The following is a 13863-nucleotide window of genomic DNA, read 5'->3' on the forward strand; positions in this document are numbered from 1 at the left end:
CCTTGACTCCTTGCTATACCGCCATTTCGGCGATCTGTCAATGGCGGGCAGGGTCCTCAGCCCAGGGGCTTCCCGCACGCGGGGCAGTAACGCGGGCTCCCCTCCGCCTCCGCGCCGCACCCGGCGCACTTCTTCTTCACGGCCATCGGTGCGCCGCACTCGCCGCAGAACTTCCCCCCCTGCGCCTTCGCGCCGCACTTCGCGCAGAGGGCGCCCGTCACCGCGGCGACGTCGATCCCCTTCACGTAGCTGATTTCGCGCGTCCTCGCGATCACCTGATCCTTCGCCGCGACGGCCTGGGCCGCGGCCAGCTCTTCCTGAAGGTCGGGGGCGCACGTCTCGCAGAGCTGCGCCTTCTTGTTGAAGCAGACCGGCTCGCAGACCCAGTGGCCGCACCGCGTGCACTGCTTGAAGAGGGGGGCGATCTCCGCGACCGCCTCCTCGAGCGCAGCGTCGTGCGCAGCGCCCCCGATCGCGCGCTGGACCTCGTATGCGCCGGAGGCGGCCCGGCCGAAGATGCCGCCCAGGAGATTTCCGGCCACCTGGGCCGCCGACGCCGCGAGGCCGAGCTTCGAGATCTTGAAGGTCGACATGTAGCCGTTCCGGCACTTCTCGCAGAAGAACTTGAACTGGTACCCCTTGTCGGTGGAGAGATCCTGGTGGTTTCCGGTGAACGGGATCACGGGCATCGCGGTGTCCTCGAGTGATGTTCGCAGCCGTGAGGGCGTCGGGCCGGCGGGTATTGTAATGCCGGAGAGCCGGCTCCGTCCCGGTCAGCTCACAGCGTCGAAGATCACGCCGGGGTTCGCCTCCGGGCTCCGCCGGGCGAACCACGTCTCGACGGTGATTCCGGGAAACGTCTCACGCAGCCAGCGCGCCGCGCGCCTCAGATCCGCGAGCTGCCGGTCCACGGGATCCTGCCTGCGCCACGGGAAGAGCTTCGCCTTGTACCAGCCGCAGTCCTGATGCGCCACCGCCACGATGCGCCGTGTCCCGTGCGACTCGACGAGGGTCTCGAGGCGGCGCCTCAGGAAGTTGAAGTCCTTGGGGACGAGATCGATGAGCGTGAGGGGCTCGATCCCTCCGGGCACCGCGACGATGTCGTAGTGAGCCTCGGCCCCGAGGCGGCTCGTCGCGAACTCCTGCACGTGCGGGCGCCAGCGGCCGTCCACGCACATGATGATCGCCGTGTCCGGCCGGATCTCCTCCCACGGCACCGGGCTGACGTAGGTGGGGGAGTCGGGCACCGGCGGCTCAGCGCTTCTCGGGCTTCTTCTCGCTTCGGGCTTCGGCCTCGGTGGCCGCGGCGTCGGTCTTGGCCTGGACGAGGCGCGCGACGTCGATGCCGAACTGGTCCTTGAGCATCGAGAGCATCGCGGTCATCCCGCCCCCCACCGTGCTCATGACCCTGCCGACGCCGGAGCCGCCACCTCCGCCGTTTCCCATCTCGATGATGTTGATCTTGTCGATCCCCGCGAGCTGCGTGGCGAAGGCCTGCGCCAGCTCCGGCATCTTCTCGACGATCATGTTGAGGACGGCGGCCTCGTTGAAGTTCTTCCACGCCTCGGCCTTCTTCTGGAGCCCCTCGGCCTCGGCGAGCAGCTTCTTCTTGATGACCTCGGCCTCCGCCTCGCCGACGGCGAGGACCTTCGCCGCCTCCGCGCGGCCGATGCTCTCGATCTTGGCCGCCTCGCCCGCCCCTTCGAACTGGAGCTGACGCTGCGTCGCCTCGGCGGTGACGATCATCGCCTGCTTGGCCCCCTCGGCCCTCAGGACCGTCGCCTGCCGCTCCGCCTCGGCCGGACGGATGACGGTCGCCTGGAGCTCCTTCTCCTTGCGGAGCGCCTCCTGCTCCTGGACGAGGACCTCCTGCTGCTTGCGGACCTGATCGATGCGCGTCTCCTGCTCCGTCACGCGCTGCTTGGCGGTCGCCGTCGCGAGCGGGCCGGCCTGGGCGGCCTCGGCCTGCTTCGACTGCACGGCGGCATCGAACTCGGCCTGCTTGGTCTGCTTGTCCCGCAGCGACTGAGCGATCAGGACGTCGGCCTCGTAGCGCTTGGTCTTCCCTTCCTTGTCGGCGTTCGCCGACTGGATCATCGCGTCGCGCTGGGCGAGCGCCTCGCCGATGACGGCGTCGCGCTTCACCTCGGCGGTTCTCTTCTTGCCGAGGGCGTCGAGGTACCCCTGCTCGTCGCTGATCTGCTGAATCGTCAGGACGTCGATGTTGACGCCCATCTTACGGAGGTCGACCGCCGCCTCGTCGGTCATCTTCTGGGCGAAGGCCTGACGGTCGGCGTTGATCTCCTCCACGGTGAGCGTGCCGAGGATCGCGCGGAGGTGCCCCTCGAGCGTCTGGAAGATGACCCCCTTGATCTGCTCCGGTGGCATCCCGAGGAAGCGTTCGGCCGCCGCCCGAAGGGCCATGTCCTCGCTGGCGATCTTGACGTTCGCGACCGCCTCGACGGTGACCGGGGCTCCTTCTTTCGTGTACGCGCGCTGGATCTTGAGCGGGATCGAGATCACGTTCAGCGAGAGATAGGCGACCTTCTCGAGGACGGGGATGAGAAGCGCCGCGCCACCACGCACGACGCGGAACCCGACGATCGACTTCTGACCCCGGGCGTCGACGAGGGTGTGCTTGCGCCCGTAGAAGATCGCGACCTCGGAGGGGGGGACCTTGATGTAGTTGCGCGCGAAGAGCGCCATCGCGGCGATGATGCCGACGAAGGTCAGGAGGATCGTGAGGGCGACCGTGATCGCCGAGACCTCGAACCCGAAAAGATGCATCATCGACCTCCAGCCTGCGGCGCGCCGGCGCGCGCGACGACGAGTGAGTCCCCGCGCAGTTCCTTCACGACCACCTCGGTGCCCGTTGCGATGGGCTTGCCGTCCGCGGATCGCGCGATCTGCGTCGTGCGCTCGCCCGAGGCCGCCAGCGTCACCTGACCGAGCCCTCCCTGGGGGATGCCGACCGTCACCTCGGCGGTCATGCCGATGAGGCTCGCCATCCGGACCTCGCTGCTCGCCTGCTGCGAGTGAAGGATCGTCGCGAACTGGTAGACGAGGCCGGCGAGGACGATCCCCGACGCGATCCCCACTCCCGACGAGACGGGGTGGGAGAGATTGTAGTAGCGGGAGATGACGCCCCCTCCGCCGAAGGCCGTCAGGAATGAGGCGATGACGCGGGCGCTGAAGATGCTCGGTCCGGCGCCGTGCTCCATGGCCTCGTGGCCGCCGCCGGCGTCGACGTGGACCTCGTGGTCACCGAAGACCTCGCCGAGGAAGAGCATGGCGAGGAGGAAGAGAAGGCCAAAGGCACCGATCGCGGCGTAGATGAGCATGCTCGACGGCTCCGGCTTCAGTACGTGGGACCGCGACGACGGTTGCAGGCGAGTCGTCCGACGCCGTCGCGGGCCGTGCGCGCAAGGGGGAAGTCAGGGGGCCATTGTAGGTCGGAGTGGGCCGGTCCCGTCAACTTCGACGGCCGGCGGGCCTCCCCCTCAGGCATCCGGTGGCGCAGGAAATGGATGTCCACGATGTCGAAACCGCCGTATCATTCCCGGAGCACGCCTTGCCGGAAGAAATGACGGATAGCGGATTCTCGACATGTGGAACGCCTCGCGATCAGGGTTCGTGCTGGAGAGTCTCGCGCATCTGCGCGAGCTCAAGTGGGCGACCGAGCGCCTCGAGGCGAGAGTCGAGTTCGCCCTCCGGCGCAAGACGCGCTTCGCGCCCCTGTCCGATGGACAGATCCGGAGCTACCGCCGCGATGGCTACCTGCTTGTCTCGGGGCTGATCCCGGAGAATCTCGTGAGCGCAGCGGAAGCGGCGATGTGGCAGCTGCTGGGGGCCGATCCCCGCGCTCCGGAGACCTGGGCCGCTCTCGGACCGGGCTCGCACGTGATTCGGGACGGCCGCATGGCCGCGACCTACACGGACGCGATGCTGGCGGCCGCCGCGCAGCTGGCCGAAGACGATGTCGCCGGATTTCGCAGCCCCACGCACGCGTTGACGATCAACCGCGAGCCGGCGACCGGGGAGTGGAGGCCGCACGCGCCGCACCTCGATCGCACGTTCGCCGATTGGAAGCAGCGGACATTCCCGCGCCCCTACCGGATCGGAGCCATGACCTTTCTCACCGACGTGCCGCGTCACGGCGGCGGCACGATCGTCTGGCCCGGCTCTCACCTCACGCTGGAAGCTCTCGCCCGGACCGAGCCCGCGAAGTACAGGTACCTCTCCGCGTTCAGTGCGGAGCTGGGCCGCATCGAGCTGGGTCCCCCGGTCGAGCTGACGCCGTCGCGCGGTGACGTGTTGTTCCACCACTATCTGTGCGTTCACGCCGCCAGCGACAACACGAGCCGCGCACCGCGCCTGGCGCTGAACCACAAGTGGTAGTCCGCCGCGTCTCCCCGACGGCTACTTGATGGCCGCGAGCTCGTCGAGGTAGTCGACGAACGAGCCGACGGCGGCGTCCCAGCCGGCCACTTTCGGGTTCGACGATTCGATGACGAAGTACTCGTCGGGAGCGTGCGCGCCGCTGCCGTGACCGAGGCCGAAGTGGCCGGCGGGGAGCCGCAGCGGGTCGGCGGTGAAGACGTAGCCGGGATACGAGCCGGCGTTGCGCGGCCAGAGGATCGGGTCGAGCCCCGCGCGCTTCAGGACCGAGATCTGCGCGCGGATGAGCGGCGCGTCGGCCGAGCTGCCCGTCGGATCGTAGCCGCCGCTCGGGTTCACCTCGATGTCGCCGAACCCCCGCTTCGCGAGGTGAGCCTTGAGGGCGGCCACCGCGCCGTCGTAGGTCATGTCGGGGACGAGGCGCAGGTCGAGCTTCGCCACCGCGCGGTGCGGCAGGACCGTCTTCCCCCCGGGGCCTGTGTATCCGGCGACGAGCCCCTCGATGTTCACCGTCGGCGTGAAAAGGAATCTTTCGAGCGACGCGCGCCACGGGAGATCGTGCGCCCACGTCTTCGCCGAGAGGAGGCCCATCGCGGTGGATTCCTTGATGCGCGCGGCCGCGACGTCGAGCATCGCGGCTTCCGCGGCGGAGGCCGGACGGGCGGCGTCGGCGAAGCCGTCGATCGCCGGATCGCCGTCGGCGGTCACGAGCGTCGCGAGCGCCTGGACGAGATGGAAGGCGGGGGAGTCGAGCCTCGCGCGGTTGGACGAATGGACGTCCTTCCCCGGGCCTCTTCCCCATTTCTCGCCGCTCGCGACCAGCTCCAGCTCGACGACCCCTTTCGCGCCGAGCGACACCGACGCCGTCCCGTCCGGATCCTGCATCGCCGACGGCATGAAGACCCCCGAGCAGCGCCTGAGCGCGGCGTCCACCTCGGGACGGCGGACGATCTGGTGGAAGTGCGGCGACCCGATCTCCTCCTCCCCCTCGGCGACGAGGACGAGGTTGACGGGCGGTTTCCTCCCGGCCGCCTTGATCGCGTGGAGCGCCGCGAGGAACGCCGCCTCGGGTCCCTTCTGGTTCACGGCGCCGCGCCCTATGACGACCTTTCCGAAGCCGGCCTTCTCCAAGAGCGCGGCGTCCCATGGCGGCGAGGACCACTCGGAGGGGTCCGCCTGCTTCACGTCGTACATGAAGTAGAGGCCGATGGTGCGCGGCGCGCCGGCGTCGAGCGTCGCGAAGACCCCCTGCTGCCCGTCGGTCGTCACGCGCGTGACCTGATTGAACCCCGCCTCGCGCGCGAGGCGCATCATCAGCTCGCACCCTTCGTTCATGCCGCGGTTCTCGGCGGCGATTGAGGGCTGCCGCACCCATTCCTGGAGACGGCGAACGCCCTCGTCGTGCTGACGGACTATCTGGGCGCGAACCGGATCGGTGGAGTCGGCGGCACGCACGGCCGCCGGGAGGGCGAGCGTCACGGCCAGAACCGAGGTCATGATCAAGAGCTGGAGGGTCGGGGTGGTGCGCAAGTGAGTCTTCATGGCGCCCACTTTACCTTAGCCTGGTTCCGGGAAGCCTGCGGTCGCGCCGGGTCGTTCACCCCGGGGGGCGACTCGTATATATATGTGGGGCCCGCGGAGGCGAAACGGCGTCGAAAGGAGCGCCGGCGCCTTTCCTCGGGCCGGCATCGAGCCTTGCACACACGCCGCCCCGTCGGAGTAATGGATCACAGCGACCCGGAGCACGACACATGGAATCGATACAGAGGTTGCAGGCACTCTCGACGGCAAAGACTCTCGACCCCGACCCGGTGGACCTCGTCGAGCAGGCGCGCCGCGGCGCACCCGGCGCGGCCGAAGCGCTCTGGCGAGGGCGGAGCGGGGCGATGATTCGGGTCGCCATCGCCCTCGGGGTCCGACCTGAGGAGGCCGAGGACGTCGTGCAGGAGACGCTGCTCCACGCTTTCAGCCGGCTGCACAAGTACGACTCGGGCCGAGCCCCATTCTCGGTCTGGCTCCATCGGATTCTCGTCAGCCGGTGCTCCAACAGTCGGCGGGCGGCGCGGCGCTTCACGGCGGCTCTCACTCGCCTGACGAAGAACCCCTGGAGTGATCCGACGCCGGGGCCGGCCGAGGCCCTGGTGAGTCGGGAGGCGCACATGGCGCTCGAGGCGCTCGTTCGCGACCTGCCACCGAGACGCCGGGCGGTCTGGGCTCTGACGCAGATCGCCGAGATCTCAGCCCTGGAGGTGGCGCGGATCCTCGGAATGAAGGAAGTGACGGTGCGATCGCACTTGAGGCACGCGGCGGAGTCGATGCGGCGTGCTCTGGAGGTCTCGAGATGAACGCAGCGGACGAGAAGGCGAGGCGGCTGATCGATTCTCTGGCCGATCACGTGAAGGCGCCGGCGCCTCCGGCCCATGTTGGAACGCTCTTCGCGAGGCGGCGGCGGGCGGAGCGGACGCTGGCTGTCGCCCTCGTGGCCATCGGCCTGGCGGGCGGGGCCGCGCTCCTCGGGTTGCCGCGCCTCCGCGGGCCGGCGCCCGCGGTCACGGGCCCGGCCGCGGAAGGGCGCGGAGGAGAGGCCGCGGCGCTTGTCATCGTCGAACGCCTGAGACTGCACGGCCGTGACGCGCTCCCGCGCTTGACCGCGGTCCCGGGCGCGGGCGCGGTCGTCGTCACGTCGCGAGAGGAACGCACGTTCTTGGGGGAGATCGCGCTCGGCCTCTTCCCCGAAGCCTGGGCCGGAGAGGAGCCCGTCGGTCCCGCAGGGCTCCACGCGGGGGCGGAAGCCTCCTACCACGTGAGGCTCCTTCGCGCGCTGGTGGCGCAGGCCCCGACGGGCTCGGCGCTCTTCGGGACACACGAGTTCGTCATCCCCCTCTCCGAGCGCGAACGATGGGGACGCGCCGATCAATCGGAAGCGCTTCGCGCGGCTCTCGGCGCGACGAGAATCGAGACTCTGCCCGGACTGGTGATCCGATCCGGGAACGCTGCGGATGGCGATCCCCATCGGTTCGAGACGGCCCTCGGGGAGACCCTCGTCGACGTCGCCTTCGAGGCCGAGCCCATCGAGGGAGGATGGCACCGCATCAGGATCTCGGCCGCAGGTCCGCTCGGCCCCGCCGGTGATTTCCTCGACGCGGAGCTCCGCGTCGCGGACGGCGCCACGGTCGCCCTCGCGGCGCCGCTCGGTGGCGAAGGCGACACCCTGGTGATCGGCGTGACGCCCCTCGCGCCCGGATCGCCGCATGATTTCGGAACCGTCTCGACCCTGGGCGGGGATGACGTGAAGCCCCCGGTCCTCCGGGAGATGGTCCATCCCGTCTATCCGGAGAGAGCGAAGGAAGAGCGCCTCACGGGCAAGGTGATCATGGATCTCGTTGTGCGAATGGACGGCACGCCGGATCGACTCGTCGTCCTCCAGATGCCCGAGGGAGGCGAGTGGCTCGCGGGGGCCGCGGCCGAGGCCGTCTCGAAGTGGCGGTGGGATCCCGCGACGCGCGCCGACGAACCGATCGACGTCTACATGACGCTCGTCGTCGATTTCCAGCTGAGGTAGCGACCGCACTCCCGACTCAGAGGGGCTTCTGATCCCTCGCGCACCTGAAGCCGAGATCCTCGGCCCGATCCCGAAGCGTCGCGCGCTCGCGCGAGGCGGTCCACTCCTGGACGTTGCCGGCCATGTCCTCGGCGCCGTACGCGCTCGCTCCCGCCGCGAAGGAGCCGACGGGCGCGGACCCTCCGAACCTGTCGTTCAATCCCTCGACGTACGTCCCCGCGTTGATGGGGGTCGAGCCGGGACGCCGGACCGAGGCCTCGTCGGCGAGATTTCCGAGAAGGCGCGCGTCGGGAGGGTCGTTCCCCCACGGGTAGATCCGTCCGTCCGCGCCGCGGGCCGCCTTCTCCCACTCCGCCTCGGTCGGCAGCCGCTCGCCGGCCCACGCGCAGTACGCCGCGGCGTCGTACCAGCTCACGTTCACGACGGGGCGCGTCGGGGAGGACCAGGTCGTTCCCTTCGTCGGGACCGGGACGTGGTTCGATGACCTGGGCTCGGCGGAATCGCACGACACGTGGCCGTTCAGCTTGATGTCGGCGAGGAATCCGAGGTACTGATCCACCGTCACCTCGTACCTGTCGATGTAGAAGCCCGCCAGGGCCACCCGGCGCTGGGGCTTCTCGGAGAAGTGAACCAGAGGGTCGGTGTCGGCGCTCCCCATCAGGAACTCGCCGGGCGGGACGAGGACCATCGGGGCGCCGTCCTTGCCGGTGATGTCTCCCAACCGGGGCCACGCGGGGTTGCCGAGGGCGGTCTCAGGACGGGCCGGGGTGCTGCTCTGAATGAGCGCGACGGAGAGGATGAGGAGACCGAGGAGTGGGAGTCGTTTCATGGAGGGAGACTCCTTCTTCAGGCCAGCGGGCAGGTCTCCGAATGCTAGCAGCCTCGGGGTCGCTGGCAAAGGCCGGAGGGGTTAGAATGGCGGCCCATGATCCTCAAGCAGTACTACCTCGGCTGTCTCGCGCACGCGTCGTACCTGGTGGGTGACGAGGCCGCGAGGGTCGCGGCGGTCATCGACCCGCAGCGCGACGTCGACCAGTACCTCGAGGACGCGAAGCGCCTCGGCGTGCGGATCGAGCACGTCTTCCTCACGCACTTCCACGCCGACTTCGTCGCCGGCCACCTCGAGATGAAGGAGCGCACCGGGGCGGCGATCCACCTGGGGGCGCGCGCGGAGGCGGAGTACCCGTTCGCGCCGGCGCGCGATGGCGACGTGATCCCGCTCGGCGCCGTCAAGCTCGGCATCCTCGAGACGCCGGGGCACACCCCCGAGGGGATCTCGATCACGGTCTTCGACACGGCGCGCGGCGCCGCGAAGCCGCACGCCGTGTTCACGGGAGACACCCTCTTCATCGGCGACGTCGGCAGGCCCGACCTCATGGCCTCGATCGGGATCTCCGCGGCCGATCTCGCCGGTCTCCTGTACGATTCGCTCCACGGCAAGCTGCTGCCACTTCCCGATACGACGCTCGTCTACCCCGCGCACGGCGCCGGATCGATGTGCGGGAAGAACCTGAGCCAGGAGACGTCGTCGACGCTCGGCCAGCAGCGCCTCACGAACTACGCGCTCCAGCCGATGAGCCGCGACGCCTTCGTCCGGATGGTCACGACCGACCAGCCCGAGGCTCCGGCCTACTTCTCGTACGACGCGATGCTGAACCGCAAGGCGCGCGCGACGCTGCCGGCGGCGATGGAGAAGATGCTCCGCCCCGTCCCGCTCGACGAGGTCCTCCGCCTCGGGAACGCCGGCGCCTGCCTCCTCGACGTGCGGGAGCCCGGCGAGTGGGCGGCGGCGCACCTCGGCGGGAGCGTGAGCATCGGCCTTTCGGGGAAGTTCGCGACGTGGGCCGGAACCCTCCTCGATCGCGAGCGCCCCATCGTCGTCATCGCGGAGCCGGGAGGGGAAGTCGAGGCGGCGACGCGCCTCGGCCGCATCGGCTTCGATCAGGTCGTGGGATATCTCGAAGGGGGGATGCACGCGCTCTCGTCGCGCCCCGATCTCGTGCAGAGCACCTCGCGGGTCGCCGCAGGGGATCTGGCGGCGCAGCTCAAGTCGGCCGCGCCCCCGATCGTCCTCGACGTGCGCAACGACGGCGAGCGCGCGGACAAGCACATCCCCGGATCGCGCCACATCCCCCTCGGCCAGCTCGCGCGGCGCGCGTCGGAGATCCCGAAGGGCGTCCCCGTGGTGGTTCAGTGCGCTTCGGGGTTCCGGTCGGTGATCGCGACGAGCCTCCTCGAGCGCCAGGGGTGGCGCGGCCTGACCGACCTGATCGGCGGCATCGCGGCGTGGGAGAGCCTCTCGCTGCCGGTGGAGGCGGGAAGGGGCTGACCGTCGTCAGGGCTTCTTGAGCAGCGATGTCCAGTTCGTGACGAGCGTGATCGGCCGCTGGTTCTCGGCCGGCGTGTCGAAGTTCATCAGGAAGCCCTGACCGTCGGGGGCGACGTCGTACTGGGTGATCAGCCCCCCCACGTCGAGCAGCTCTCCCGGGATCCGGAAGAGCGGCGTCGCCGCGGCGGCGTCGAACTCCGCTCCCGGGCGGATCGCGATCGACATGACCTTGGAGTCCGCGGAGACGAAGAAGAGCTCCTTGCCGTCCGGCCGCCAGACGGGAGAGGTTCCCCCGTCGGTGGAGACGCGCCACTTCCCTCCGGGGGGCATGAACCCCCGGACGTACACCTCCATCCGCCCCGATTCGGTCGAGACGTAGGCGATCCACCTTTGATCGGGGCTGAACTTCCCCTGGCGCTCGGCGTACGGGGACTCGAGCCAGGGCTCGGCCTTCTTCCCATCCACGGAGTAGATCCACAGATCGGTGTTCGCCAGGAACCCCGCGCCGTGCGTCGTCTGGTAGAGGATGAACTTGCCGTCGCGCGACCAGTCGCTCGCCAGGTTGTCCGCCCCGTTCGAGAGGAGCGTCTCGATGGCCCCCGTCCCGTCCGAAGCGACCGTGAAGAGGTCGGTCCGGTTCGAGAAGTTGCCGAAGAAGAGTATCCGCCGGCCGTCGGGGGACCACACCGGCGCCGATTCATTGCGGGGATCGAAGGTCAGCCGCGTGGCCACGCCGCGCTCGCGATCGAGCGTCCAGATGTCGCCGCTGTCGCTCGTGGCCTCGCTCTGATCGAACGCGATGCGCCGGCCGTCGCGCGAGAGGCGGGGGGAGAAGAAATTCCCCGGCTTGCCAATCGTCTGGACGATGGCCCCCTTGCGATCGACCCACGTGAACTGCCGCGTCAGGGTTCCCTCGCCGGCGACGAACGCGAGCTTTCCTTCGTCCGTCACCGAGAAGACGTGGCTCTGGTAGAATCCCATGTACTGAACGCCGTCCATGATCGTGACGGCGTCGCCGGACAGCTCGAGGCGCTCGGGGTCGAACCGTTGCGCCCGAAGCGAGCCGTCCTTCGCGAAGACCAGATACCCCGGCGCCACGTAACGCGCGTTGGAGAGGACCGGGAGGATGCGCCTCTCGTCTTTTCCGTCTATCGCCGCCGCGAAGATGCCGCTGTTCTGCCCCCCCTCCCACATCTCGTTCACCGTGAAAAGGACGTGGCGCCCGTCGGGGAGGAGGCTCGGCTGGGAGAAGATCCGCTTCCCGCGCGCCGCGCCCGGGGCGCCCAACGCCACCGGCTCCCCACCGGTCGCCGGGATTCTCATGACGGGGAGGTACCGGTCGGGGACGAAGAGGATCGAGCCGTCACGGCTCCACGAGGCTCCGAGGCAGATGCTCATCGGGGCCAGGGCGTCGCTCCGCCCGCCGGCGAGATCCACCTTCCTGAGCTGCCCGTTGGCGTAGAAGCCGATGGACTGCCCGTCGGGGGACCAGAAGGGGCACTCCGCATCCTCGGTGCCGGACAGGAGTCTCGCCTTCATTGAGTCGAGGGGGCGAACCCACAGTCCGTTTCCAGCCTGGCCGTGGGCCGCGAAGACAATCTCCCTTCCGTCGGGTGAGATCGCGATGGCCAGCGTGTTGGGCTGGAGCATCTCGCCTGCGGGCGGGGAGATCGAGGAGACGACCATCGTCTCGCTCGGCACCGTCCTCCGCATCACCATCCCCGCCGCGCCGATCGCGGCGATCGATGCGATGGCGGCGATCGCCCACGCGAGCCGCTCGCGCGATCGCGACGCTGCCGGCCCTGCGGCGGGAGGCGCCTCGGAAGTGGATCCGGCCTCTGCGATCACCTCGAGCTGGAGCTTCACATCGTGCGCGCTCTGGATCCGCTCGTCCGGATCCTTCTCGAGGCACTGGCGCACGAGCCGATCGAGGGAGGCGGGGGCCGAGGGGACCGCCGCGCGGATCGGCCGCGGCTCCTCCTTGAGGATCGAGGCGATGAGCGACGCCTGCGTCTTCCCGTCGAAGGCGCGCCCCCCTGTCGCCATCTCGTAGATCACGGCGCCGAGCGCGAAGAGATCGCTCCGCGCGTCGGCCTCCTTCCCCTCGAGCTGCTCGGGGGCCATGTACTGAAAGGTCCCGACGATCGCCCCCGCCGCGGTGAGAGGGCTCGTGAGCGTCGGTGACGCGGTGAGGTTCGACGGGGCAGCGCCGAGTCCCATCCCCTTCGCGAGGCCGAAGTCGAGGAGCTTCGTCCCGGATTTCGTCATCATCACGTTGCCGGGCTTGAGGTCGCGGTGGACGATGCCGCTCCGGTGCGCGCGATCGAGCGCCGAGGCGATCTCGATCGCCGCGCGCATCAGCTCGGGGTAGGGAAGCGGTCCCCTCCTCAGGCGCTCGGCCAGCGTCTCCCCCTCGAGGTGCTCCATCACGAGGTAGTCGATCCCCTCGTGGTGGCCGACGTCGAACAGGGTGCAGATGTGAGGGTGGCTCAGGCTGGAGACGGCCCTCGCTTCGCGTTCGAGCCGCTGCCTCAGCTCGGGATGCGCGGCGAGGTGCGCCGGAAGGACCTTGACCGCGACGACGCGATCGAGGCGCGTGTCCTTCGCACGGTAGACCTCTCCCATCCCTCCCGCGCCGAGCGGCGCGAGGATCTCGTAAGGACCGAGCCGGGTACCGGGATCTAGAGGCATGGCGCGGGGACATTATCTCTTATACTTCGCCGCGTGCGAACCCGCGAGACGAAGGAGCATGAGACACTCCTCGCCCTGCTTTTCCTCATCAGCGGGTGCGCCGCCCTCATCTACGAGGTGATCTGGCTCCAGCTCCTGAGGCTGGTCATCGGCGCCTCGGCGATCTCGGTGGGGATCCTCCTCGCCAGCTTCATGGTCGGGATGTTCCTCGGCAGCCTGGCCAGCTCCCGGTGGATCCCGCGGACGCTTCACCCCATCCGGGTGTACGCGCGGCTCGAGCTCGGCGTCGGCATCCTTGGGCTCCTCCTCCCGTGGTTCGTTCTCTCCGTCGGGGACGTCTATCTCCGACACGCGAGCCTCGGCCTTCAGGGGATCCTGCTGCGCGCGGCGATCGCGGGGATCTGTCTCCTGCCGCCGACGATTCTGATGGGGGCGACCTTCCCCGCCGTCTCGCGATGGTTTGTCGCCACGCCGCGCGGACTCTCGGGCCTCGGCGTCCTGTACGCGGCGAACCTGGTGGGCGCCGTCACGGGAGCGCTCCTCGCGGGGTTCTACCTCCTCCCGGTGTACGACGTGCGGGTCGCCACCGGCGTCGCGGCCGCGCTGAACTTCATCGCGGGGGCGGCCGGTCTTGCCCTCGCGCGGCGCGCCCCCCACGAACCCCGGCCCGCCCTGGCCGACCCCGGGTCACCCGGGAGCGGCGAAGATCGCGTCGTGCTCCTCGTGATCGCCCTGTCGGGGATGACGGCGCTCGGCGGGCAGGTGATCTGGACGCGGCTCCTCGCGCTTCTCTTCGGAGGGACGTCGTACACCTTCGCGATCATCCTCGCGGTCTTCCTCGCATGCCTCGGGATCGGCAGCGCGCTCGCCTCCGCGCGGATCC

The 13863-nt window shown here is 69.4% G+C and carries 12 protein-coding genes; 5 read left to right on the plus strand and 7 right to left on the minus strand.

Going from position 1 to position 13863, the window contains the following annotated elements:
* Positions 1-56 precede the first annotated feature (56 nt).
* The 4 genes from HY049_12560 to HY049_12575 form a co-directional block, all read right to left on the minus strand.
* Positions 57-689: a zinc ribbon domain-containing protein gene (locus HY049_12560; protein ID MBI3449733.1), complete on the minus strand. Its 633-nt coding sequence runs from the start codon at positions 687-689 to the stop codon at positions 57-59.
* An 84-nt stretch (positions 690-773) separates the two neighbouring features.
* Complete coding sequence (locus HY049_12565; GenBank protein MBI3449734.1) at positions 774-1247, minus strand: hypothetical protein; 474 nt, start codon at positions 1245-1247, stop codon at positions 774-776.
* A 7-nt stretch (positions 1248-1254) separates the two neighbouring features.
* Positions 1255-2790 (minus strand): flotillin family protein, encoded by a 1536-nt coding sequence (locus HY049_12570; protein ID MBI3449735.1) that lies wholly within the window; start codon positions 2788-2790, stop codon positions 1255-1257.
* Positions 2787-3341 carry a hypothetical protein gene (locus HY049_12575; protein ID MBI3449736.1) on the minus strand — a complete coding sequence of 185 codons (555 nt, stop codon included), beginning with the start codon at positions 3339-3341 and terminating at the stop codon, positions 2787-2789. Before HY049_12575 ends, HY049_12570 begins: the two co-directional genes overlap by 4 nt.
* 292 nt (positions 3342-3633) lie before the next feature.
* Here HY049_12575 and HY049_12580 point away from each other — a divergent pair, with 292 nt between their 5' ends.
* Positions 3634-4398, plus strand: a complete 765-nt coding sequence (locus HY049_12580; protein MBI3449737.1) for a phytanoyl-CoA dioxygenase family protein — start codon at positions 3634-3636, stop codon at positions 4396-4398.
* Positions 4399-4419: 21 nt separating this feature from the next.
* Here HY049_12580 and HY049_12585 read toward each other — a convergent pair whose 3' ends face one another.
* Positions 4420-5940: a M20/M25/M40 family metallo-hydrolase gene (locus HY049_12585; GenBank protein MBI3449738.1), complete on the minus strand. Its 1521-nt coding sequence runs from the start codon at positions 5938-5940 to the stop codon at positions 4420-4422.
* A gap of 209 nt (positions 5941-6149) precedes the next feature.
* Between HY049_12585 and HY049_12590 the strand changes: the two genes are divergently transcribed.
* Positions 6150-6743, plus strand: coding sequence for a sigma-70 family RNA polymerase sigma factor (locus HY049_12590; GenBank protein ID MBI3449739.1), 594 nt, complete (start codon positions 6150-6152; stop codon positions 6741-6743).
* A complete protein-coding gene (locus HY049_12595; protein MBI3449740.1) occupies positions 6740-7960 on the plus strand; it encodes an energy transducer TonB in 1221 nt (406 codons plus the stop codon). Before HY049_12590 ends, HY049_12595 begins: the two co-directional genes overlap by 4 nt.
* A 16-nt stretch (positions 7961-7976) precedes the next feature.
* Here HY049_12595 and HY049_12600 read toward each other — a convergent pair whose 3' ends face one another.
* Positions 7977-8789, minus strand: a complete 813-nt coding sequence (locus tag HY049_12600; protein MBI3449741.1) for a formylglycine-generating enzyme family protein — start codon at positions 8787-8789, stop codon at positions 7977-7979.
* A gap of 96 nt (positions 8790-8885) precedes the next feature.
* Between HY049_12600 and HY049_12605 the strand changes: the two genes are divergently transcribed.
* Positions 8886-10289, plus strand: coding sequence for an MBL fold metallo-hydrolase (locus tag HY049_12605; protein ID MBI3449742.1), 1404 nt, complete (start codon positions 8886-8888; stop codon positions 10287-10289).
* Positions 10290-10295: 6 nt separating this feature from the next.
* On the opposite strand, the gene HY049_12610 is transcribed toward HY049_12605, so the two are convergent.
* Positions 10296-12980, minus strand: a complete 2685-nt coding sequence (locus tag HY049_12610; GenBank protein ID MBI3449743.1) for a protein kinase — start codon at positions 12978-12980, stop codon at positions 10296-10298.
* A 33-nt stretch (positions 12981-13013) separates the two neighbouring features.
* Between HY049_12610 and HY049_12615 the strand changes: the two genes are divergently transcribed.
* On the plus strand, positions 13014-13863 hold an 850-nt coding region (locus HY049_12615; protein MBI3449744.1), incomplete at its 3' end, for an SAM-dependent methyltransferase.

Source organism: Acidobacteriota bacterium, assembly GCA_016195325.1.
Lineage (GTDB): Bacteria > Acidobacteriota > Polarisedimenticolia > JACPZX01 > JACPZX01 > JACPZX01.